Consider the following 22,818-nt stretch of genomic DNA (forward strand, 5'->3'; position numbering starts at 1 on the left):
GCGCTTGCCCGCGCAGTCTCAGTTGCCGTGCTTGCGCACCAGTTCGCGCATCGCATCGTCGAGCCCTTCAAGCGTCAGCGGATACATGCGGTCCTTCATCAGGTCCTTGATCATCCGCACCGATTGCGAATAGCCCCACTGGTTCTCGGGCACCGGATTGAGCCAGGCCGCCGCTGGATAGGTATTCACGACGCGCTGCATCCACACTGCGCCAGCCTCATCGTTGAAATGCTCGACCGAGCCGCCCGGATGGCTGATCTCATAGGGGCTCATCGAGGCATCGCCGACGAAGATCACCTTATAGTCGTGCCCGTATTTGTGCAGGATGTCCCAGGTGTTGGTGCGCTCGGTGAAGCGGCGACGGTTGTCCTTCCACACGCCCTCGTACAAGCAATTGTGGAAATAGAAGAATTCGAGATTCTTGAACTCGGTCGTCGCGGCGGAGAACAGCTCCTCGCACAGCTTGATGAACGGATCCATCGATCCGCCGACATCGAGGAACAGCAGCAATTTCACCGCATTGTGCCGCTCGGGCCGCATACGGATATCGAGCCAGCCCTGGCGGGCCGTGCCGTCGATCGTGCCGTCGATATCCAGCTCGTCAGCAGACCCTTCGCGCGCAAATCTCCGCAGACGGCGCAGCGCGACCTTGATGTTGCGGGTGCCGAGCTGCCGGGTGGAATCCAGATTTTGGTATTCGCGCTTCTCCCAGACCTTGATCGCGCGCTTGTGCTTGCTCTCGCCGCCTATGCGCACGCCTTCTGGGTTGTAGCCCGCATTGCCGAACGGGCTTGTGCCGCCGGTGCCGATCCACTTGTTGCCGCCCTGGTGACGCTTTTCCTGCTCTTCCAGCCGCTTCTTCAGCGTCTCCATGATCTCTTCCCAGGACCCGAGCGACTTGATCTTTTCCATCTCTTCCTCGGAGAGAAACTTCTCCGCAACGGCCTTCAGCCAGTCTTCGGGGATCGTTGCGCTGTCGTTGCCCTGGAAGGTCATCTCGAGGCCCTTGAAAACCTTGGCAAAGACCTGATCGAACCGGTCAAGCAGCCCTTCGTCCTTCACCAGCGTGGCGCGAGAGAGATAATAGAATTCTTCAGGGCTCTGTTCGATCACCTGGGCATGCAGCGCCTCGAGCAGGATCAGGTGCTCCTTTAGCGACACCGAAATCCCTGCGCTCCGCAATTCGTCCATGAATGAAAAGAACATTATCGGCCCCTGCTGCTTTACGTTTCCGGCAGGCGGAACGATGCCGACAGCCGAGACATCTGGCAAGAAATAAGCGTGCAGGCGCTGCGCTTTACCCCGTTTTAACCATGGCGCGGTAGGTCATCTGGCTTAGCAGAACCAAGGGTCTTTGATGGATCAGCATCGCATTATCCCGCCAGACAGCGATGCCGTCGAGCAGATGGCAGAAAGCTGCGGCGAGTCGGTCATCGGCGCCTCGCGCGTGGGCGGCATCGTCAGCGCAGTCCGGGGCAGAATGGCACTGCTGGGCGAAAAGCGGTCGTATCTTGAACAGATCGCGCGCAATCTCGCAGAAGAGCAGGAACAGGTCGTCGTCGCGACAACCAGCGCCCGCGAAACAAGCCAGGCAGCCTATCGCAACCTCGCCGAAGGTTCGCAGACCATGCAGGTATCTGCGATCGAATTGCACGATCTGATTGCGCTGATCCAGGGGCTGGGCGAGGACGTCAAGCGCTTTGCCAACGCGATGGCCGATGTCATTACCGCCAGCCAGACGATCGACGCCATTGCCCGTTCGACCAACATGCTCGCCCTTAACGCGGCCATCGAGGCAGAGCGTGCAGGCGCTGCGGGTGCGACATTTGCTGTCGTTGCAGGAGAGGTGAAGAAGCTCGCCCAGGACACCCGCCAGGTGACCGACCGTATTTCCAGCACGATGCGATCACTGGGCAGCGAAGCGGGCCATTTCATGGCGCAGGTGGAAAAGGGCGTCGAACAGAGCCGCAGCGCTCAGCGGCACCTCGAAACGATCGATGTCACGATTCGCGAAGCCGGAAACATGATGCGCGAAGTCGCGGCCAAGGCCGATGCCATCGCCGACACGACCCGAGGCGTCCGCTCGGACACAGGTGAGCTGTGCGACAATCTTTTCGTCTTCATGGAAGACGTTGTCGGTTGCAGCGATCAGCTCGACAACGCTCTCGGGCAGACGCTCGAGCTGGAGGGGCTATCCAACGTGGTGTTCAACCAGCTGCTGCACACCGGGCTCTCGCACCGCGACAACCCGTTTGTGGAAATGGCGGTCAGCACCTGCGACGAAATTCGCGACATCATCGAAAGCGCCGTCGATTCCGGAAAGATCGGCCTGGATGACGTCTTCGACCGGAATTACCGCCCGCGTGGTGAACCCGGCCTCAAGCGCTTCGACAACCGCTTCAACAGTTTTGCGGATGCCCATATCCGCCCCATTCTCGACCGGTTCTGGGGCAAGGACAACAATGCCTATGGAGCCGTGATCTCGAACGAGGATGGCTATCTGCCGACGCATATTTCGGAAAGATCGCACGAGCCGACAGGCGACCCGCAGCATGACGCAGCGCATTGCCGCAACCGCATCATCGTGCTCGACCACACCACCGCAGGCGCGATCCGGCACAAGAACGACCGTTACTACGCAGCCGTCTATCGCTTTGAGCCCACCGCCGACAGCGGCTGCATCCTGCGCAACATCTTCGTGCCCCTCTGGATCAAGGGGCGCTATTACGGAAACTTCGAACTCGCCTATATGCGCTGAAGCCGATCAGCTATTCCGCCTGGACATGAACGCCAGGCGTTCGAACAGCATCACATCCTGCTCGTTCTTGAGGAGCGCGCCGTGCAGCGGCGGGATGGCCTTGCTGGGATCGCGTGATTGCAGCACTTCCAGCGGCATGTCCTCGTGCAGCAGCAGCTTCAGCCAGTCGAGCAGTTCGCTGGTGGAAGGCTTTTTCTTCAGGCCCGGCACCTCGCGCACGTCGTAGAATATCTCGAGCGCCTTCTGCACCAGAATCTTCTGGATACCGGGGAAATGCACATCGATGATCGCCTGCATCGTCTCGCGATCGGGGAACTTGATATAGTGGAAGAAACAGCGGCGCAGAAAGGCGTCGGGCAGTTCCTTCTCGTTGTTCGACGTGATCACGACGATCGGGCGTTCCTGGGCCTTCACCAGTTCCTTTGTTTCGTAGACATAGAATTCCATCCGATCGAGTTCCTGCAGCAGGTCGTTCGGAAACTCGATATCCGCCTTGTCGATCTCGTCGATCAGCAGCACCGGCAGCTGGGGGGAGGTGAACGCCTCCCAAAGCTTGCCCTTCTTGATATAGTTGGCGATGTCGTGGACGCGCTCGTCGCCGAGCTGACCGTCGCGCAGACGGGCAACGGCATCATATTCGTACAGGCCCTGTTGCGCCTTGGTCGTAGACTTGATGTTCCATTCGATCAGCGGCGCGTTGGCGGCCGCGGCAATCTGGTGCGCCAGGACGGTCTTGCCGGTGCCGGGTTCGCCCTTGACCAGCAGAGGGCGGCGCAGCGCAACCGCAGCGTTGACCGCTACCTTGAGGTCATCGGTTGCAACATAGTCGCTGGTGCCTTCAAAACGCATGAGCCTCGCCTTCCTGCCGCTATTAACTGTTCGTTTAAGCGATAAGCGGCTCGGGCGGGCTTGGCAAGCGGGGACAGCGTCACAGCTTTACGTTTACGTTTGCGTCACGCCGATCCTCATAGGACCGGTCACAGCCCGTCCTGGGCTCGGCGGGCCTGTGCGCGTTCAGCGAGCATGTCCCAGAAATTGCGATGCTGCACCAGCATCTGCGAGGCACCGAAACCCATCGCGCGACCGATCGACCGGTTGCTGCCGAGCATCGCCGCCATTTCCAGCGTTTCGTCGCGCGAGGGCAGGGTGGTGGGACGCGGCTCCAGCCCGGTACGTTGTCCGATCACGTCCAGAACTTCACGGATCATGTACCAGTCGAGCACCAGCGCGAACGCCGCACCTAGCGCACATCCCTGCCGATCCGATTGGGACAGTGCGTTCAATGCGCCGCGCAAGCTGATGATCGCTGGCGTGCACTTGTCCTGACCTGGCGTACTGGTGATCGGGCCCGCTGCAACGGTCAGCTTGGTGAGCAGTGCGCGTTCGCCGACAAAGGCTTCGCAGGAACGTGCAAGCCATTTGCCGACCTGAGGATCGGCGCTCCGCGTCGCGGCATAGTCGATCAGCCCGGGATAGCGGCCATGCAGCAGGCACAGAAAGTGCGCGGCATCGGCCAGGTCGACCGGGCGAGCCGGAGCGACCCGGTCAGCCAGCCGGGCAACGAAGCCGTGCGTATCGCTCATGCCCTGCGCCAGCGCGGCCTCCAGCGAGCGCGGCGGAGCCGCCTCGGGTTGCGCACGATCAAAGGCTCCAGGCTGGATGAACGACACTGGGTTCCTTCCCTGAGTGGCTGAGCGGACGAGGTGTGGCAGGCAGGCGCTCGGCCTGCCCCCACGGCGTTCTTCTAACCCAACGTCCTAAAGAGAAAGTTTACAAGACCGCCGCCGGTGCGGCGGAGCGGTGCCGTTCGTCGAGGAATCGGGCCACATCGTCGAGATCGACATCATGGGCTACATAAGTCTGGCCGATCCCCGTCAGGAGCAGGAAGGGCAGAGTGCCGCCGGTCATTTTCTTGTCGTGGCGCATGTGATCGACCAGCGCTGCTCCTTCGGAAGAAACCCCTGTATCCTGCAGCGTCGTCGGCATAGAACAGGCCGCAAAATGGGCGGCGACGCGTGCAGCGTCTGCAGCATCGCAATCTCCACGCCGCGCCGAATACTGGAGGGCGAGGATCATGCCGACGCCGACCGCCTCGCCATGGAGCAATCGTTCGCCGAACCCGGTATCTGCTTCAAGTGCATGACCGAAAGTATGGCCGAGATTCAGCAGGGCTCGGCGATCCCTGGTCTCGCGCTCGTCTTCTCCGACGATCCGTGCCTTGGCCGACACGGATGTCACGATTGCATGTTCGAGAGCTGCGGAATCCTGGGCAAGCACTTGCTGCCCATGCGTCTCGCACCAGTCGAAAAAGGCGGCATCGTCGATCAGCCCGTATTTGACGACCTCGGCATAGCCGGCACGCATTTCACGCGGCGGCAGCGTTGCCAGCACCTCGGGATCGATCAGTACGAACCTCGGTTGATGGAAGGTGCCGACCAGATTCTTTCCTGCTGTGGTGTTGATCGCGGTCTTGCCGCCCACCGAGCTGTCTACCTGTGCCAGCAACGTGGTCGGGACCTGCACGAATTCGCAGCCACGCTTGACGATCGAAGCCGCAAAGCCCGTGAGATCGCCGATCATGCCCCCGCCCAATGCGAAGATCGTATCGCTGCGCTCAACCCCCCAGGTGAGCAGCCAGTCTATGAGACGAGACAGTTCCGCCCAGCTCTTGCTCGCCTCTCCCGCAGGCACAACATGGAGGTGCGCTTCGATTCCGGCCTCGGCAAGTTGCACCGCGATGCCATCCCAGTGATGCGCGGCGACCTGGGAATCGCTCACCCATAGCGTCCGACCGCGCTGCACCCACGGCTTGATGTGTTCGACGATGCTGCCCAGTGCGCCTGCCTGAACCAGAATGTCATAGCTGCGCTGGCCCAGCGCGATGTTCACCCGTGCCATTCGACCAATCCTTCCAGTATCGATGTGACGGTGCGGTGGTGCGGCCCGTCCTTGCTGCGGACATGGATTTGCGCCTGTGCATAGATGGGGTTGCGCTGTTCGGCGAGCCGCGTGAGCACGTCTGCGGGGTTTCCGTCGCGCAGCAGCGGCCGGGTATTGCGACGGCTCACGCGCTCGACCAGCGTCTTGATATCGGCGTTGAGCCAGATCGCGATCGCGCCAGACAGGATCAGCTGACGCGTTTCCTCGTTCATGAATGCGCCGCCGCCGGTAGCGATGACCCGCGGCTGGCCATCGATCAGGCGTGAGATGACACGCCGTTCGCCATCGCGAAAATAAGGCTCGCCAAACTTTTCGAAAATCTCCGAGATCGTCATGTGCGCGGCCTTTTCGATCTCTTCATCGGCATCGACAAAACCGATGCCGAGATCGCTCGCAAGGCGCTTGCCGACCGTCGACTTGCCGACACCCATCAAGCCCACCAGAACCAGGGGCCGGTCGAGCCATCGCATGATATCCCCGGCCAGCCGCGCGGGATCGGATTTTCGGTTCTGCAGCATTGCCGCGCAGCCTATAAATAGGCTAGGCGGTGGCGCAAGTTATCTTGCCTTTGACGGAGAATATCCTGGCTATGGCCATTATCGGACAGAATTACGGACGGCGCAGGCGGCCGAAGGGCCCGATCATTCTGGCAGTGCTGGCCGTAGCCCTGATCGGACTGCTGGCTCTGGCATGGGCGCGTGGCGGCGAAATGCCGACGCAGCGCGTGGAAAAGACGATACCGTTGCCTGCTGCTGCGAAGAATGGCGGGGCTGCCAGTTCCACTGGAGCCGAGGGCTGATATCGATGCGCCGGGCAATCGTAACGGGCTGCGTCAGCCTGCTGGCCCTGGCATTCGTGTCCGCGCCTGTGATCGGGCAGAATGAAGCGCCGGAATCGCTGCTGCCTCCCGGCTTCAACGATCCTGCACCATCGCCTTCGCAGCCTGAATCCCCGCCGCCGCCCGAGCCGGGCAGGCCGGCGGTCCCGGCACCCGGCCCCGTTGCCCCGCTTTCTCAGGCGCCGTTGCCATCGCTGGCCGGCCAGGAAACGCCAACCGATGACGAATTGAGCGAAGAGCTGGCCAAGCTGCAGGAACAGTTGGAGGCGCAACTGGCGCTTACCCAGGCGCTGCCGCCCAGTGCCCGTCGCTCGCTCGATCTCATTGGACCGCTTGATCAGGCCAATGGCGGCTATGCGGCATCGTCGCTGGGCAATATCGGCGGTGCCTATGCGCAAACGCTGGTGCGCAGGACAAGTGGCCGCATCATTTCGCGCTGGGCCTCGCTTGCCCTGCAGAAGCTGCTGCTGAGCGAACTTGCGACACCGCAAGGCGTGAACGGAGCAAACTGGGCCGCAGAACGCGCTGCGTTGCTGCTGCGGATCGGCTCTGCCGATGGTGCCGTGCGCATGGTGCAGGCGATCGACCCGCCTGCGGCGACGCCCCGGCTGATCAATGTCGCGCTCGACAGCTATTTGGCATCGGCCGATCCTCTGGGCATGTGTCCGTTGCTGCCGTTCGCGGGCGACAGGGCCAAGGGCAATCAATGGCAGCTTGTTCGAGCCATCTGCTCCGGCTTTTCCGGCGAAGGCAGCGCGGCGCGCGAACAGATCGACCGCGCTCGGCGTCAGAGCGGCATGGAACGGATCGATGTGGTTCTTGCCGAGAAGATCGTCGGTGCAAGCATGAACGGCAGGCGCGCCGTGACTGTGCAATGGGACGATGTCGATCAGCTGACGCGCTGGCGCTTCGGCCTCGCACTCACCGCCGGCATCGAGCCGCCGGATTCGCTCTACGCCCGGGCTGATCGCAATTTCCAGGCGTGGCGCGCGCGTGCCCCGATGGCACCATTGGCGTCGAGAGTTCAGGCTGCCGATCTCGCTGCAGCCATGGGAGTGCTTTCCAGCGCTGCAATGGTCGATCTTTACAGCGCGACCTTTGACGATCCGGGTACCGATGAAGCACTGCGCGATCGCACCGCCCTGTTGCGCACGGCCTATGTCGCCGCTGACGTCGATGATCGGGTCCGCGCCATGCGCACCTTGTGGGCCCGATCGGAAAACCGGTTTGCGCGCTACTCGGCGCATATCCTGACTGCGCATGCAGCCGCGCGCGTGGCGCCGTCCGACGACCTGTCTGATTATGCCGATGATCTTGTCGTTTCCATGGTGTCGGCAGGCTTCGACATCAGCGCCTCGCGATGGCGGCAGGTCGTCGAAGAGGGGAGCCTTGGCTGGGCAGTGCTGGCGGTGGCGCTGCCAGGCCGATCGCCGGTCCCGGCATCGCAAGTCAGCAGCTTCTTCGACAATGACCAGAGCGAAAACGCCCGCAAGAGTGCATTTCTGGTTGCCGGGCTCGCGGGGCTGGGACGTCTCAGCGCCGCCGATCGCGAGTCGCTGGCTCAGGATCTGGGCATCGGCCTTGGTGGCCAGACTCGCTGGATCAGGGCCATTCGCGAGGCAGCCGATGCCGGCAATGACGGCTTGGTCACGCTGCTCGTCGGCATGGGTATGCAGGGCAATGACTGGTCGGCGATGACCCCCCGCCAACTCTATCATGTCGTGTCGGCGCTGCGCGTTGCGGGTCGCCAGGCAGAAGCTCGCATGATCGCAGCCGAAGCCGTCAGCCGCGCCTGAGCCATGGCTGGCGAGGACGCCCGGCTGATCGACCGGTTCCTCGAAATGATGGCTGCGGAGCGGGGCGCCTCTGTCAACACGCTTGCCGCGTATCGTCGTGATCTGGAACAGGCATCGGAAATCCTCGGCGGGCGCCTTGCCGAAGGCGATGAAGGCGCTCGCGCGGCGCTCGATCATCATTGGCGCTCGCTCGCTTCCAGCACGCTCGCCCGCAAGAGTTCCGCGCTTCGCGGCTTTTTCGGCTTTCTGGAGGACGAGGGCCTGACCGGTGACGCCCGGAAGGCGCAGACGATGCCTGCCCGGCCCAAGGTCCAGCGGCCACTGCCCAAAATCCTCAGCCATGATGACATTGCCAAGCTGTTTGCGCTTGCCGAGGAACGTGCAGCGGCGCCAGAAGCACGTTCCTCGGACATACGTCTGCTGGTACTCATCGAACTTCTCTATGGCTCCGGGCTGCGCGCAAGCGAGCTGGTCAGTCTGCCGCGCAGTGCCGCCAGCATGGGCCGCCCGCTGCTGGCGATCACCGGCAAGGGTGGCAAGCAGCGCCTTGTCCCGATTTCGGCGCGCGCGCGCGAAGCGATGCAGCGATGGCTGGCGCTGCCGGCGAGCAATGCGCGCTGGCTGTTCCCCTCTCGGACCGGTCATATCAGCCGCATACGCCTGTATCAGCTGATCAAGGAATTCGCGGCCAGTGCAGGGATCGACCCAGCCCGGGTGAGTCCGCACGTGCTGCGCCACGCCTTTGCCACTCATCTGCTGGAGGGCGGCGCGGACTTGCGAACCCTGCAGACATTTCTCGGTCATGCCGATATTGCCACCACTCAGATCTATACGCATGTCGACAGTCGGCGGCTGATCGAGCTGGTCAATCGCCGCCATCCGCTCGCACAGATGAATCTTGCCGACCGGCAAAGGCGGGGCTAGGCGGTTATGTCATGAGCATGACAAGCTATCTGGAATTCGAAAAGCCCATTGCTGCGCTGGATGCGCGCATTGCAGAGCTTCGTGAAACCGCCGATACCGGCGAGATCGACATCGAGAGCGAGATCGAACGGCTCGCCGCCAAGTCGCGCAAGCTGCTGGCCTCGACCTATGCAGGCCTTAGCCCCTGGCAGAAGACGCAGGTCGCCCGGCATCCGGCGCGCCCGCATTTCAAGCATTATGTCGCTGGCATGTTCGACGATTTCCTGCCGCTGGCAGGCGACAGGGCCTTTGCCGATGACAAGGCGATCATGGGCGGCTTTGCCCGCATGGGCGAGCAGCGCGTCGTCGTGATCGGCCATGAAAAGGGCGACACGACCGAAAGTCGGATTCGCCACAATTTCGGCATGGGCAAGCCAGAGGGCTATCGCAAGGCGATCCGCCTGATGGATCTGGCCGACAGGTTCGGCTTGCCCGTGGTGACACTCGTGGACACATCGGGTGCATTTCCCGGCGTGCAGGCCGAAGAGCGGGGCCAGGCCGAAGCCATCGCCCGTTCCACCGAACGCTGCCTGACGCTGGGCGTGCCGATGGTCGCGGCGATTGTCGGCGAGGGTGGTTCGGGTGGAGCGGTCGCGCTGGCATCGGCAGAGCGGGTGCTGATGTTCGAGCATGCGGTCTATTCCGTCATATCGCCCGAAGGCTGCGCGTCGATCCTTTGGCGGACCGCAGACCGGGCAGCAGATGCTGCAGAAGCCATGCAGGTCACGGCGGCGGATCTGAAGCGGCTCAACGTCATCGACCGGATCGTCAAGGAGCCTGTCGGTGGCGCCCATCGTGACCAGAACCAGGCCATCCAGGAACTCGGCAAGGCGATTCGGGAGGAGCTCGAGAGCCTGAAGAAGCTCCCGCCGGCAGGGCTTCGTGCAGCGCGCGAGGCCCGCTTCCTGGCCATTGGCGCGCTCTGACGCTTTCGTAAAATCGTCGCAACTGCTGGGCATCTGCATCGTTATGCGGGCAACGCCGTTTGATCCTGCTCATGCTTGAAGGCATCATGCAGAAAAATGGCAGGCTATCGCAGTACGAGGAGAGCAGAATGACGCGGCGTTTCAAGCTTCTGGCAGCAATCGCCACGGCAGGGGCAAGTGTTCTTGTTCTGGGCAGCGATCTGGCTGCTCCGCGCGCCGAAGCGCTGGCGATGCAGGCCCAGGCGATCACTGCGCGTGAAAAGAGCCAGGGCGCCGAGGCACATCCCAAGCTGCTGGAGGAATTTGGCGGAGCCTATCAGGTCCCCCAGACCAGCTATGTGGTGCAGGTGGGCAAGGGCATTGCGGTGCAGTCGGGCCTGGGCAATGCGCGCGACGACTTTACCGTCACTTTGCTCAATTCCCCCGTCAACAACGCCTTCGCCATTCCTGGCGGCTATATCTATGTGACGCGCCAGCTGATGGCGCTGATGAACGACGAGGCCGAGCTGGCGGGGGTCCTGGGGCACGAGGTCGGCCATGTTGCCGCAAGACATTCCGAAAAACGCCAGAAGGCTGCCCAGCGCAACAGCATCATCGGCCTGCTGGGCCAGATCGGTGCTGCTGTGCTGCTCGGCGATAGTGCGGCCGGCCAGCTCGGCCAGCAACTCTTCGGTACGGGCAGCCAGCTGCTCACCCTCAAATATTCGCGCAAGCAGGAGGAAGAGGCCGACGATCTGGGGGTCCGCTATCTGGCCCAGGCGGGCTATGATCCGCAGGCGCTGTCATCGATGCTTGCGTCGCTCGCAGCGCAACAGGCGATGGACGTACGGGCGCAAGGTGGCGATGCGCGTTCGGTTCCCGAATGGGCCAGCACCCATCCCGATCCGGCACGCCGGGTTTCGCGCGCGGCGACCATCGCTCGGAAGTTCAGCGGCACTACGCGGAATCGCGATGTCTTTCTGACCCGTCTGGATGGGCTGCTGTATGGCGACGACCCCAAGCAGGGCATGGTTCAGGGCAGGGAGTTCCTGCATCCGGAACTGGGCCTGAAATTCGCTGTCCCGCAGGGTTTTTCGATGCAGAACGGAACCAGCGCCGTGACCGTCAATGGGCAGTCGGCGCAGGCACAATTCACGCTCGGCTCGTTCAACGGCGATCTCGCGCGCTATGTCGACCAGGCATTCAGCGCCCTGGGCGGCAACCAGCGCATCGATTACGGCCAGATCCAGCGCACGACCGTGAACGGCCTGCCAGCGGCCTATGCCACGGCACGGGTAAATGCCAACCGCCAGCTGGTCGACGTCACGGTCTTTGCCTATCAGTTTGCCGGCAACCGCGCCTATCATTTCGTCGCGCTGACCCCGGCGGGGCAGAGCGGCGTCTTCTCGCCCATGTATCAGAGCGTGCGGCGGCTGGCAGGCGCCGAAGCAGCGCAGATCAAGCCGAGGCGGGTGCGGGTGGTCGACGTGCAGCGCGGTGACACCCTGCAGAGGCTCGCATCGCGCATGGCCTATGACGATCTGAAGGTGGAGCGTTTCATGGCGCTCAATGGTCTTGCCACCAACTCGAGCCTTGTGCCGGGTCAGAAGGTCAAGATTGTAACCTATTAGGCGACAAAAAAGGGCCGGTGGTTTCCCACCGACCCTTTCGCATGGCTGAAGCCAGGTATCCGAAGATACTTAGTTGCCCTTCGAAACTTCGGTGCCGACGCGCTCGAAGGTGCCCGAAAGGCTGGTGCCGAGGCTGCCCATGGCGGTGATGGCGGCGACGGCGATCAGAGCGGCGATCAGGCCGTACTCGATGGCGGTGGCGCCCTTGTTGTTCTTGATCAGGTTACGAATCTTGGTCATGTCAGGTCTCCTTGAGCTATCTTCACTTCCCCGCTGGTTCCGGACTGTGCCGGTCAAGCCCCTCGGGATTACTTCACAATGGTTTTGAATTGGTTAAGGCACTCGAATGATAAAAAATTTCGACACTTGATCGATCAGTCGTTGGTCACTTCGCTTTCCACCTTGTTCCACATATCGGTGGTCGACGTTGCAACCGACTGAATCGCCGTCATCGCCGCGATGGCGACAAGTGCCGCAATCAGGCCGTATTCGATGGCTGTCGCACCTGCCTTCGACCTGGCAATCTTCACGATGATCTGGAACATGTTGATCCCGAAGCCTGGTAGGGACCCGTTCGCCCCACCCGCAAAATCGCCTGCAACCCTTGCCAAATCGTAAATTTCAGGACCTTTGATGGAAATTTATCCGACACTCTTCCCCGTTGTAGCGGCTTTGCTGGTGGATGACACCGGCCGCGTACTGGTTCAGCAGCGGCCGCAAGGCACTGCCATGGCCGGGCTGTGGGAATTCCCCGGTGGCAAGATCGAGGCAGGGGAAAGCCCGGAAACGGCGCTGGTCCGCGAACTGGCGGAGGAACTGGGCATTACCGTCTTGCCGGATGCATGCGAGCCGCTGACCTTTGCCAGCGCCACGCTTGGCCAGAAGCACCTGATCCTGCTGCTGTTCCGCTGCACGGCATGGCAGGGCGAGCCAAGAGCCCTGCACGCGACCGCGCTGCGATGGGCAACCGTTGCAGAGCTGTACAGCTTGCCGATGCCGCCGGCGGACCTGCCGCTGCTGCCGATCATCGCGCAATCGCTGGGCCAGAAGCCGGTTTGCTCATGAAAATGCGCGGGACGACAAAAAGGTGTTGCCAAGCTGATCACCGCTGACTATTGGCAGCCCTCCAACGCGCCCGTAGCTCAGCTGGATAGAGCATCAGACTACGAATCTGAGGGTCGGACGTTCGAATCGTTCCGGGCGCGCCATTTTCCAAAAAGCGATATCATGTGATCCAACCCGCCTTGCGGGAGACACCTTTGTGCGCCCGCTCGCTTGGCCCAGATGGTTTCATTTGACACCAATTTGGCGGGCGGGTATCTTTTGCGAAAGAACTGAAATCCTGCAGGAGTGCGCGGCAATGGCTGACCTTTTCGAAAACCCCCTGGGCCTCGATGGCTTTGAGTTCGTCGAATTCTGCGCACCGGAAAAGGGCCTGCTCGAGCCGGTCTTCACCGCGATGGGCTTCACCCGCATCGCCCAGCACCGCTCCAAGGACGTGCACCTATGGCGGCAGGGCGATATCAACCTCATCGCCAATTACGAACCTGCCAGCCCCGCCGCCTATTTCGCCGCCGAACATGGTCCCTCGGCCTGCGGCATGGGCTTTCGCGTGAAGAACGCGCGCGATGCGTACAAGGAAGCGCTGGCACGCGGTGCCGAGCCGGTCGAGACGAAGACCGGTCCGATGGAGCTGCGGCTGCCCGCCATCCGCGGCATCGGCGGCGCGATCATCTATCTGATCGACCGCTATGCGACGCTCGACAATCCCGATGCGCTGTCGATCTATGATATCGATTTCGAATATCTGCCCGGTGTCGATCGCTTCCCCGTCGGCGCGGGCTTCAGGATGATCGATCACCTCACCCACAATGTCTATGGCGGCCGCATGGACCATTGGGCGAAATTCTACGAGCGCGTGTTCAACTTCCGCGAGATCCGTTTCTTCGACATCAAGGGCGAATATACCGGCCTCACCAGCCGCGCGATGACCGCGCCCGACGGCCGCATCCGCATTCCCTTGAACGAGGAAGGCGCCAAGGGCGGCGGTCAGATCGACGAGTTCCTGCGCGCCTATAATGGCGAGGGCATCCAGCATATCGCATTCATCTGCGACGATCTTATTGCCTGTCTCGACCGGATCAGGGCGCTGGGTGCGCCGCTCATGGCCCCGCCGCCCGCCACCTATTACGAGGCGCTGGAAGAGCGTCTCCCGGGCCATGGCGAGCCGGTGGAAGAACTGCAGGCGCGCGGCATCCTGCTTGATGGTTCGACCGAGAACAACGATCCGCGCCTGCTGCTCCAGATCTTCGGCCAGCCGCAGATCGGCCCGGTGTTCTTCGAGTTCATCCAACGCAAGAAGGACGAAGGCTTTGGCAACGGCAATTTCACCGCCTTGTTCAAGTCGATCGAGGAAGACCAGCTGCGCCGCGGCGTGCTGAAGGTGCAGGAACCGGCGGAATGACCGCGCCCTTCGCGCTCTCGCGCATCCATCACGTCGCCTATCGCTGCAAGGACGCGAAGCAGACGGTCGAATGGTACGAAAAGGTGCTGGGCATGACCTATACCAGCGCCTTTTCCGAAGACCATGTTCCGTCGACCGGGGCTTATGACCCCTATATGCATGTGTTCCTCGATTGCGGCGGCGGCAATGTGCTGGCGTTTTTCGAGCTGCCGCAGCAGCCGGAAATGGGCCGCGACACCAACACGCCCGAATGGGTGCAGCATATCGCCTTCGAGGTGCCCGACATGGACGCGCTTCTCGCGGCCAAGGCGCATATCGAAGGGCTGGGCATCGACGTGCTGGGGCCGACCTTTCACGGCATTTTCCGCTCGATCTATTTCTTCGATCCCAATGGGCACCGGGTCGAGCTCGCCTGCAATATCGGCAAGCCTGAGCATTACGAAGAGTTGAAGCGCGTCGCGCCGCTGATGCTCGACGAATGGAGCCGCACCAAAAAGGCGCCGCGCCACGCCGACTGGTTGCACAAGGATCCCGATGCGGGTTAGGTGTTTGTTCTGCCGTGATTTCCGAGCCGTGAATTGTTCCAATTCACTCGAAATCACTTTAGGGTCATTGGCATGACCTTTGAAGACCAGCTCGAACGCTATTTCGGCACCCGCGATCCTTCCGCCATCGCTCCGCAGGCAGTGCCGGCGGCAGTCGAGCGGATGCAGGTCGATCTGGGCCTCGCGACCGTGCCGGGCGAACGCTTTGCTTTGTGGTGCATGCTGTTCCTGTTCGGTCAGGCCCCAGACATCGACGAGACCTTCGAGGACCGTTCCGAGCGCGATCTCGCGCGCGATTTCATCGAAATGTCCGAAAAGGCAGGGCAGGGGGGCTGATCATGGCCGAGATCATCAACCTGCGCCAGGCGCGCAAGGCCGCGAAGCGCAAGCAGGACGAGGCGGTCGCCGCCGCCAACCGCGCCAAGTTCGGCCGCACCAAAGCGGAGCGCCTGGCCCAGACGAGCGAGCAGGACCGCGCGGGCCGGCTGCTCGATGGCGCAAGGCGCGAGCAGGACTGATGCGCTCGACATCCGATCAGGTCAGCGTCCGCCTTTATCATCTCGACGGTGAGACCGAAGGCGGCGCGGCCTCCACGCTGTTCTACGGCCCGCTATCCGAGGCGCTGCGCCTCGCGGAACTCGAACCGGCGGAAGTGCAGGAGGGGCTGTTCATCGCCACCGACAATGATGTGGTGGCGTATCTGGATCTTATCGAGGGGTGAGGCTGCCACTGGTTGCCCGGGTGGCCCTAACCACTTCCGCTCATCCTGAGCCGCGGGCTTCGGCCCGCGAAGTCGAAGGACCCGCGCCCACGCGGGCGGAATAGCGGGGCCTTCGACAAGCTCAGGCTGAGCGGAGGTGGGCGCTTTTAAACTTTTGACGGAACGATCTTCCGTTCTGTTACCGACAACGTTGCGGACATCGCTAGGTCGAGGCATCATAGTTGATAGAGGTGTTCGATGAAGTATTTGGTATTGGGGTGCGATCCAGTCGGTGATCGACCGCTATGGGAGGAAAACGAGTTGCCTGACGCCGGCATGCCGGTGCCGCTTCCAGCAGAGCTAGTCGCAGAAATCCTAGCTTGGAACGAGAAAATGGCTAGCGCAGTGTGGGCAGGTACTGAAGCGGCCAGCGTCCTCACACACCTTAATGCGGAGGGTGAAAGTCTCGCAAAGCGCATCGCAGCAGCAGTACCGGGAGGGGCAAAAATCCAGTATCGGAGCGAGCGGCTCTCTTCTTTCGATTGACCGCTTCCCACCCAATTTCAGCCACCCAATCTCCAAGCCTCCTCCACCGAAAGCAGACATCGAACCGTTGCGGCTGCTTACTGAGCCTAGCCTTTCGCCTGACCCGCGACATCCAATATGCACCGCACGAAGCCCTGGGGATCGTCCTCCTGGATGAAATGGCTGCCGCTCAGCGTGCAGTGATTCTGCCCCCTGGTCCCCGGCACGCGGCCGACGAACAGCGCGTCGCCGCCGCGGGTGATTGGGTCGCGGTCGCTGAAGCAGCACAGGAAGGGCTTCTCCCAGCGGTCGAGCACCTCCCAGGCCTTGAGCTGGTCGGGCACCGCGACATTCGGGCCCAAAGGCACGAAGCTCGGGAAGATTCGCGCGCCCGCTTTGAAGCTGCCATCGGGGAAGGGGGCATCATAGGCGGCGATCTCGGCGTCGGAGAGCGTGCGTGCCGTGCCTCTGGCGATGATCCTGCCGATCGGGAAGACCGGGCTGTATTTGGAAAACGCCCGCCAGATCGCAAAGGCGCGCGGCGCGTCCTGTCCAGCGGGCAGGCCGCCATTGGAGAGCACCACGCCGTTGAACCGCTCGGGCATTTCCGCGACGAGCCTGAGCCCGATCAGCGATCCCCAGTCCTGGCAAGCCAGCGTGATGTTCCTGAGGTCGAGCTTCTCGATCCAGCGCCGCATCCAGGCGACATGGCGCGCATAGCTGTAATCGCTCTTTTTTGCGAGCTTGTCCGACTTGCCGAACCCGATCAGGTCGGGCGCGACCACGCGGTATCCAGCTTCGGCCACCGGCGCGATCATGAAGCGGTAGAGATAGGACCAGCTCGGCTCGCCATGCATCATCAGCACGACCGGCGCGTCAATCGGACCTTCGTCGACATAATGCACACGCAGCCGGGTGCCGTCGGTCGGGTCGGCAATCTCGGCATAATGCGGCGCGAAGGGAAAGTCTGGCAACCCCGTAAATCGGCTGTCCGGCGTTCGCAAAACCCGCATATGTCCTCCGCTTTCCCATGTTATGGCATAGCATATGACATATGATGGGAAAGCGTGCAACAAGGCGGATAGCCGCTGCGATACTGAATGTACCGCTGCGGGGTGGGAACAGTCCTGGCCTTACTGCGGAGCAAGCTGCGGATAGGAAACGCCCATCTGCTCCAGATAGGAGCTGTATTTGCTGGGGTCGTAATAATATTTCTTCAGCTCGGGCCTTATGCGGTCCATCAGCTCCTTGTTGAGGTGGATGGCCGGCTTGTCCTCGGGGCTCAACACCGGGTCGTATTTCTGGTCCTTGGTCTGCACCGTGGCAAAATAGGTCTTGGCGTCGCTGACCAGCTTGGGCGTGGTCATGACATCGAGAACGGTAAGCGCGACCGCCTTGGCCCCCGCCACAGCACCCTTGTGCGCAATCGGTGTGGCCATGGCGATGGCCGAGGTCACGTTATGCCCGATCATGCTGGGGATGTTGGACGGAAAGCGGATGGTGATGGTGGGGACGGTCCACATGATGTCACCGATATCGTCCGAGCCGCCGCCCATGGATTTGCCTCGGCTTTCCGGCGTCGACAGAGGTTCGACCTTGGTCTTCAAGGGCTCGATCTTGAACTTCAGCGATTCCTGCACCGCCTTGGTAAAGGCCTGGTCTTCGGGTGACCATTTGGGCATTCCGACCAGTTCGATATTCGCCTGCGCGGCCTCGGCCAGCGGCTTGTTGCCGAAATTCGGCGCGGCATAGCCCAGCACGCGGCGGCTCACGAACGTGCCGGTGGCCTTGGCTGCCGCTTCCGCAATGTCGCTGCCGGTATTGTACAGATCGCGGATGGACTCGAAATTCTGCTCGCGGAAATAGTACCAGACCGATGCCTGACCGGGCACGATATTGGGCTGTCCGCCGCCATTGGTGATGACATAATGCGACCGCTGGGTCAGCGGCAGATGCTCGCGCCGCATGTTCCACGCGATGTTCATCAGTTCGACGGCATCGAGCGCGCTCCGCCCCGACCATGGTGAGCCAGCGGCATGGCTGGTGATGCCCTTGAACGTATATTCGACCGATACCATGCCGTTGTTGCCGGAATCGCCATAGCTGGTGCCGAAGCTGGAGGCGACATGGGTGAAGATGGAGACATCGACATCCTTGAACATTCCGGCACGGACGTAAAAGGCCTTGGTCGCGAGCAGCTCTTCGGCGACGCCCGGCCACAGCATCAGCTTGCCCTTGATGCCGTGCTTGGTCATCACCTCCTTGGCCGCAATAGCCGCTGCGACGATCAGCGGCATGCCCGAATTATGACCTTCGCCATGGCCGGGCGCGCCCTCGATGATCGGCTTGATCTGCGGCACGCCGGGCACCTGCGAAAGCCCCAGCAGCCCGTCGACATCCGATCCCAATGCGACCACCGGTCCGTCACCGTTGCTCCATGTCGCGGTCCAGGCCGTCGGGATATCCGCGACACCCCTGGTGATGGTGAAGCCGTTCTTCTCAAGGATTCCGGTCAGATATTCGGCGGTCTGATATTCCTGAAAGCCGGGCTCCTGAAAGCTGAAGACCGAATCCACCATCTCCTGGACGAGCTTGGCCTGTTCATCGACCTCTGCGATGGCCTCCTTCTTCATGGCGGCGGGGGCCTTGGCCTGGGCGGAAAAAGACGTGGATGCCATCAGCAGGGCGGCGAGCAGTTTCATCGAATGCTTCATGATAGCGAGTTTCCTGATACGAAATATGGAACGGGACTGGACTTGCACCGGTCACGATAGGGCAAGCCGCGCAGATGCAACCTTGCCCTATCGTGTCTGCAATCAGAGCTTGAAGCGGACCCCCATGCGGAAGACGCGGCCAAGCACGTCATAAAGGTTGCGGTTGGTCTGCGGATAGGCCGGCGTGTTGTCTCCGGTCGGGCCGTTGCCGACCAGCACCGGATCGCTGTCGAACAGGTTGCGGACATACAGGAACACCTCGGCTTCCGACGAAGCGATCTGGAAGCGCTTGGTCACCGAAAGGTCGAGATACCACTGACCATCGATCTTGTTGGTGTTGATCGTCCTGAAATCCGGGCTCGAGAGCGGGCAGGCGCTTTGGCACTCGATAAAGTTGTTGTTATACACTCCGTCCGAAAAGCCCCGGCCCACCAGGTTGAACGACCAGTCCTCGGTGTCGTAATTGGCCGACAGGCGATAGTTCCACGATGGCGTCGCATCGCCGCCGCCGGCATTCTGGCCTGCCAGATCGACAGGCGCATTGATTCCGTTGTCCGTGATATTGTCGATATAGTGCGAAACGACCGCGCGCAGCGTCAGGTTGCCCGGACCGATCGGCGCGCGATAGCTAGCCTCGAAATCGATACCGCGAACCTTGACCGAGGAAAAGTTGAACGGCACCAGCGTGATGGTGCTGATGTCGGTCGGGGTGTTGAAGGCGATCTGGGCGCATTGCGACTGCACGTTCTGCTCGAAGCAGAGATTTGCTGTGGTCTGTGCGGTCAGCGTCGCGATCGCACCGTTCAGCGCGATGTCGAAATAGTCGACCGAGGCAGCAAATCCCGGCAGGAAGCTGGGCGTGAACACCCCGCCGACACCCCAAGTGCGCGCGACTTCGGGAGCCAGAGCGAGATTGCCGGTGATCTGCTCGAGGAACGTGTCCGCCCGGGTACCACCCCCCGCCACCGGTACGTTGACGGTGTTGGTGCGCGCCGTTCCCGGCGCGAACAGATCGTTGAGATTGGGCGCACGGATATCGCGCGAACGCGTCACGCGCAGCTTGAAATCGTCGATGACCTGCCAGGTCCCGCCGAGCTTCCAGGTGACGACGGTTCCCGAGGTCGAATAATCCGTCACGCGCAGCGCGCCGTTCAGGTCCATTCCGTCATAGACCGGAAAAACCGTCTCGACGAAAGCCTCCTTCACATTGAAATCGCCGACGGTGACGCGGTAATTCCCGTAGAGAAAGCCCAGATTGTTGGGCGCAGCAGGATCCAGCGAGCCGTCCACCTCTTCGCGGCGATATTCGACCCCGAACGCCAGACTGACCGGCCCCGCCCAGTTTTCGAACAGGCTCGCCGTCTGGAAGGTGATGGCGGCGACATCCTGTTGCAGCCGCTGGCGACGTGACGGCTGTAGCCCGTCGTTGAAAATGTAGTTGAGCGCCGCATCGCTGGCCGGAGCTAGTCCGATACGGTTGATCGGCACGCATCCGTTATTGGGATTGGTGAGGGTTGACCGGCAGACGATGGTGCCTGCTGCGTTGCGTACCGCATCGGTCGCCAGCGCAAGCCGCGATGTCACCCAGGTGTTGGTCAGCCGCTCCTGGGTCTTGGCGATACCGAGCTGATAATAGGCGTCGTAGTTCCAGGCGATGCTTCCGGTGTCGAAATCGCCCTTGAGCCCGGCGACATAGCGATAGACGTCGCGCGAATTGTCGCTGCCCTGAGCCGGAATGCCGAAATTGCCGGTGCCGATGGTGACGCTGGTGAGATTGTTGGCGACCATGAGCGCGCGAAACGCATCGGGCAGATAGGCATTGTCGCGCTGGATCACGACCGAAGGCGAGGGGGTCTTCTGGTAGAAACTCTGGCCTTCATAGCGCGAATAGGAAGCCTGACCATAAATCTCGAACGCAGGCGAGAATTCATAGCTCGCACGCCCGAACACGTTGATGCGTTTCTCGTCGGGCGCGAGCGAGTTGGAATTGAGATGGCCCTCGCGGCTGATGCGGAAATCGCCCCCTTGCATCCATTGGCCGCGCGTGGCGCCATAAGTGAACTGGTTCAGGCTGGCCTGGCCCGTTGCCGGATTGATCGACCCGAAATAGGTGCCGCGCAAGGGCCCCGAGTTGACGATGCCGCCAGGTGTGAACTGATAGGTACCGATACCGCTCGCCACCAGCCGCTCGGGCTGGCCGTTGCCGACAACATAGGCCGGATTGTCGATCTGGAAGAAGCCACTGTTCTGCCATTTGCGGTCAATGGTATCGACGCCTTCCTGCGTGAAATAGTCGCCTGCCAGCAGCAGCTTGCCGCGGCCATCGGCAAAATCGGTACCACCGGTCAGGCGGATCAGATGATTGGGAACATCGCCATAGGTGGTGATGCCATATTCGTACTCGGCCTTGAGGCCGGTGAAATCCTTGTCGAGAATGAAATTGACGACGCCCGCGACGGCATCCGATCCATAGGCCGAAGAGGCGCCGCCGGTCACCACTTCCACGCCCTTGATCAGGCCCTGCGGGATAGTCTGGACATCGACGAAGCCGACCGTGGCCGATGCGACGGAGCGCTGGCCGTCGATGAGGATCAAGGTCCGGTTTGCGCCCAGATTGCGCAGGTTGACGGTGGCGATGCCCGCTTGGCCGTTGGAAAGCGATCCCGAGTTGGTAGAGGAGGACTGGCTGCCTCGCACGGCAGGCAGCGTGCTGACATAATCGCCGATATTGGCCTGAGGCTCGGCATCCAGTTCGGCTTCGGTAACAACATTGACCGGGGTCGGAGCATCATAGCCATCGCGTGCAATGCGTGAACCGGTGACGGTGATGACCTTGGGACTGTCGGTGTCTGCTTCCTGCTCGGCTGCATCTTCCTCAACCGTCTGTGCGACAGCAGGCGTCGACAAGGACACAAGCGGCATGGCGGCGGCGCACATGAGAGCCGCCTTGGACGCAGCAGAAAGCCGCAAGTTTAGCGTGTCAAAAGACCCCATTATTATCCCCCATTTCATGGATTGCTGGGCCTTTCGTCATCTTCTCCCGTTTTATTGGCTTATTGCTATCATTTCCTGATCATTTATCCAATTACACCCCAACCGAGGCTGCTGGTGTAACATTATTACACTTACTGCAATGGCCGAACCCTGGCGCGCCCCTCATGGAGCTGCACTCTGTCTCCCTGATGCTTGCAGGCTAACAGAAAAATGCGCAGAATAATCCACGAAATTTGCTGCGAATCGGGAGATTTTTTATGGGAAATCCAATCCAGAATGGAGCCTCGCGATGAAATCCACCACGCTTGAGCTTGACCGGGTGGATTTCCGAATCCTGGAAGCGCTCGCAATCGAGGGGCGGATGTCGGACGTGGCCTTGGGCGAAATGATCAATCTGTCGAGCACGGCCGTTGCGCGACGACGCAGGCTGATGGAAGAAGCCGGGATAATTACTGGCTACACCGCCAATCTCTCGTTGCAATCCTTGGGATTTTCCGGCGTCGTGATTGTAATGATAGAATTACGCTCTCAGGCAGAGGACATTCTCGACAGCTTCGAACAGGAGGTCATCAAGTGCCCATCCATATCCTATTGTGGATTCATCTCAGGTGACACAGATTTTCTGATCATGATTCATGTCAGTTCACTAGATGAATATGATGAAATATATCGTCGTGAACTATCGAATTTACCGCATGTCGCCAAAATCCGCAGCAGCTTCGTATTGCGCGAAGTGGCGCGCAGATCAACCGTGCCGATTATTTTCGAACGCGGAAAGAAAATGAACCGCCGGAGCAGCTGAAGGCGCCGGGCACGGCAACTCAGCCGTACGAACGACAGCAGCTTGCGCGGGACAATAAACCGACGCCGGCACTGCAAGGGCAACGCCGGGGACACGGAAGGGCCGGGGCGTTCACACAGCCCCGGCCCTGTTGTTCGCAGATGCTCTTAGAGTCTGATTCAAAACTATCGCGTTGGATTTCAGGCTCTTGCGATGCGGCGTGCGAGGAGCTGGATTGAGGCGATGAACAGCCAGGCGGTTGCC

24 protein-coding genes and 1 tRNA gene are annotated in these 22,818 nt (G+C 61.4%); 15 read left to right on the forward strand and 10 right to left on the reverse strand.

The features are described 5' to 3' along the window. Positions 1-18: 18 nt before the first annotated feature. A complete protein-coding gene (locus C7451_RS17355) occupies positions 19-1,206 on the reverse strand; it encodes a vWA domain-containing protein (RefSeq protein WP_110300159.1) in 1,188 nt (395 codons plus the stop codon). Positions 1,207-1,357: 151 nt separating this feature from the next. On the opposite strand from C7451_RS17355, the gene C7451_RS17360 reads away from it, so the two are divergent. Then, on the forward strand, positions 1,358-2,758 hold the full coding sequence (locus tag C7451_RS17360) for a methyl-accepting chemotaxis protein (RefSeq protein WP_110300160.1): 1,401 nt from the start codon (positions 1,358-1,360) through the stop codon (positions 2,756-2,758). 6 nt (positions 2,759-2,764) lie between these two features. Here C7451_RS17360 and C7451_RS17365 read toward each other — a convergent pair whose 3' ends face one another. The 4 genes from C7451_RS17365 to C7451_RS17380 all read right to left on the reverse strand — a co-directional run bounded on the left by C7451_RS17365 (position 2,765) and on the right by C7451_RS17380 (position 6,168). Then, positions 2,765-3,607, reverse strand: a complete 843-nt coding sequence (locus C7451_RS17365) for an AAA family ATPase (RefSeq protein ID WP_110300161.1) — start codon at positions 3,605-3,607, stop codon at positions 2,765-2,767. 128 nt (positions 3,608-3,735) lie between these two features. Next, positions 3,736-4,428: a DUF6975 family protein gene (locus tag C7451_RS17370; protein ID WP_110300162.1), complete on the reverse strand. Its 693-nt coding sequence runs from the start codon at positions 4,426-4,428 to the stop codon at positions 3,736-3,738. 100 nt (positions 4,429-4,528) lie between these two features. Then, a complete protein-coding gene (aroB, locus tag C7451_RS17375; protein WP_110300163.1) occupies positions 4,529-5,656 on the reverse strand; it encodes a 3-dehydroquinate synthase in 1,128 nt (375 codons plus the stop codon). Continuing rightward, positions 5,644-6,168, reverse strand: coding sequence for a shikimate kinase (locus tag C7451_RS17380; RefSeq protein WP_425266507.1), 525 nt, complete (start codon positions 6,166-6,168; stop codon positions 5,644-5,646). The genes aroB and C7451_RS17380 overlap by 13 nt, the downstream gene beginning before the upstream one ends. Positions 6,169-6,287: 119 nt before the next feature. Here C7451_RS17380 and C7451_RS17385 point away from each other — a divergent pair, with 119 nt between their 5' ends. The 5 genes from C7451_RS17385 (at position 6,288) to C7451_RS17405 (ending at position 11,831) form a co-directional block, all read left to right on the forward strand. Then, on the forward strand, positions 6,288-6,497 hold the full coding sequence (locus C7451_RS17385; protein ID WP_110300165.1) for a hypothetical protein: 210 nt from the start codon (positions 6,288-6,290) through the stop codon (positions 6,495-6,497). Between the two features lie 5 nt (positions 6,498-6,502). Then, the gene (locus C7451_RS17390; protein ID WP_110300166.1) at positions 6,503-8,332 is read left to right on the forward strand and encodes a hypothetical protein; all 1,830 of its coding nucleotides are present in this window, start codon (positions 6,503-6,505) and stop codon (positions 8,330-8,332) included. Between the two features lie 3 nt (positions 8,333-8,335). Beyond that, positions 8,336-9,256: a tyrosine recombinase gene (locus tag C7451_RS17395; RefSeq protein ID WP_110300167.1), complete on the forward strand. Its 921-nt coding sequence runs from the start codon at positions 8,336-8,338 to the stop codon at positions 9,254-9,256. A gap of 17 nt (positions 9,257-9,273) precedes the next feature. Further along, positions 9,274-10,221, forward strand: a complete 948-nt coding sequence (locus tag C7451_RS17400; RefSeq protein ID WP_110300183.1) for an acetyl-CoA carboxylase carboxyltransferase subunit alpha — start codon at positions 9,274-9,276, stop codon at positions 10,219-10,221. A gap of 128 nt (positions 10,222-10,349) precedes the next feature. Continuing rightward, a complete protein-coding gene (locus C7451_RS17405) occupies positions 10,350-11,831 on the forward strand; it encodes a M48 family metalloprotease (protein ID WP_110300184.1) in 1,482 nt (493 codons plus the stop codon). A 69-nt stretch (positions 11,832-11,900) separates the two neighbouring features. Here C7451_RS17405 and C7451_RS17410 read toward each other — a convergent pair whose 3' ends face one another. Next, positions 11,901-12,071, reverse strand: a complete 171-nt coding sequence (locus tag C7451_RS17410) for a Flp family type IVb pilin (RefSeq protein ID WP_110300168.1) — start codon at positions 12,069-12,071, stop codon at positions 11,901-11,903. 134 nt (positions 12,072-12,205) lie between these two features. Continuing rightward, the gene (locus C7451_RS17415) at positions 12,206-12,376 is read right to left on the reverse strand and encodes a Flp family type IVb pilin (RefSeq protein WP_110300169.1); all 171 of its coding nucleotides are present in this window, start codon (positions 12,374-12,376) and stop codon (positions 12,206-12,208) included. An 88-nt stretch (positions 12,377-12,464) separates the two neighbouring features. On the opposite strand from C7451_RS17415, the gene C7451_RS17420 reads away from it, so the two are divergent. The 8 genes from C7451_RS17420 (at position 12,465) to C7451_RS19815 (ending at position 16,086) form a co-directional block, all read left to right on the forward strand. Further along, positions 12,465-12,896 carry a (deoxy)nucleoside triphosphate pyrophosphohydrolase gene (locus tag C7451_RS17420; RefSeq protein WP_110300170.1) on the forward strand — a complete coding sequence of 144 codons (432 nt, stop codon included), beginning with the start codon at positions 12,465-12,467 and terminating at the stop codon, positions 12,894-12,896. A gap of 66 nt (positions 12,897-12,962) precedes the next feature. Further along, positions 12,963-13,039, forward strand: a tRNA-Arg gene (locus C7451_RS17425). A 152-nt stretch (positions 13,040-13,191) separates the two neighbouring features. Next, on the forward strand, positions 13,192-14,295 hold the full coding sequence (gene hppD, locus C7451_RS17430) for a 4-hydroxyphenylpyruvate dioxygenase (RefSeq protein WP_110300171.1): 1,104 nt from the start codon (positions 13,192-13,194) through the stop codon (positions 14,293-14,295). Continuing rightward, positions 14,292-14,840: a VOC family protein gene (locus C7451_RS17435; RefSeq protein ID WP_110300172.1), complete on the forward strand. Its 549-nt coding sequence runs from the start codon at positions 14,292-14,294 to the stop codon at positions 14,838-14,840. Before hppD ends, C7451_RS17435 begins: the two co-directional genes overlap by 4 nt. Positions 14,841-14,912: 72 nt before the next feature. Continuing rightward, entirely contained in the window at positions 14,913-15,176 is a 264-nt protein-coding gene (locus C7451_RS17440) for a hypothetical protein (protein WP_110300173.1), read from the forward strand. A gap of 2 nt (positions 15,177-15,178) precedes the next feature. Then, positions 15,179-15,358: a DUF4169 family protein gene (locus C7451_RS17445; RefSeq protein WP_110300174.1), complete on the forward strand. Its 180-nt coding sequence runs from the start codon at positions 15,179-15,181 to the stop codon at positions 15,356-15,358. Next, complete coding sequence (locus C7451_RS17450; protein WP_110300175.1) at positions 15,358-15,561, forward strand: hypothetical protein; 204 nt, start codon at positions 15,358-15,360, stop codon at positions 15,559-15,561. The genes C7451_RS17445 and C7451_RS17450 overlap by 1 nt, the downstream gene beginning before the upstream one ends. Positions 15,562-15,798: 237 nt before the next feature. After that, entirely contained in the window at positions 15,799-16,086 is a 288-nt protein-coding gene (locus C7451_RS19815) for a hypothetical protein (RefSeq protein ID WP_146215402.1), read from the forward strand. Positions 16,087-16,172: 86 nt separating this feature from the next. On the opposite strand, the gene C7451_RS17455 is transcribed toward C7451_RS19815, so the two are convergent. The 3 genes from C7451_RS17455 to C7451_RS17465 form a co-directional block, all read right to left on the reverse strand. After that, a complete protein-coding gene (locus C7451_RS17455) occupies positions 16,173-17,078 on the reverse strand; it encodes a haloalkane dehalogenase (RefSeq protein WP_110300176.1) in 906 nt (301 codons plus the stop codon). Positions 17,079-17,198: 120 nt separating this feature from the next. Beyond that, positions 17,199-18,779, reverse strand: a complete 1,581-nt coding sequence (locus C7451_RS17460) for an amidohydrolase (protein ID WP_208625248.1) — start codon at positions 18,777-18,779, stop codon at positions 17,199-17,201. A gap of 102 nt (positions 18,780-18,881) precedes the next feature. After that, positions 18,882-21,716, reverse strand: a complete 2,835-nt coding sequence (locus C7451_RS17465; protein ID WP_110300177.1) for a TonB-dependent receptor plug domain-containing protein — start codon at positions 21,714-21,716, stop codon at positions 18,882-18,884. Positions 21,717-22,062: 346 nt separating this feature from the next. Between C7451_RS17465 and C7451_RS17470 the strand changes: the two genes are divergently transcribed. Beyond that, positions 22,063-22,575 (forward strand): Lrp/AsnC family transcriptional regulator, encoded by a 513-nt coding sequence (locus tag C7451_RS17470; RefSeq protein WP_110300178.1) that lies wholly within the window; start codon positions 22,063-22,065, stop codon positions 22,573-22,575. The last annotated feature ends 243 nt before the right edge of the window (positions 22,576-22,818 follow it).

Source organism: Blastomonas natatoria, from assembly GCF_003201955.1.
Classification (GTDB): Bacteria; Pseudomonadota; Alphaproteobacteria; order Sphingomonadales; family Sphingomonadaceae; genus Blastomonas; species Blastomonas natatoria.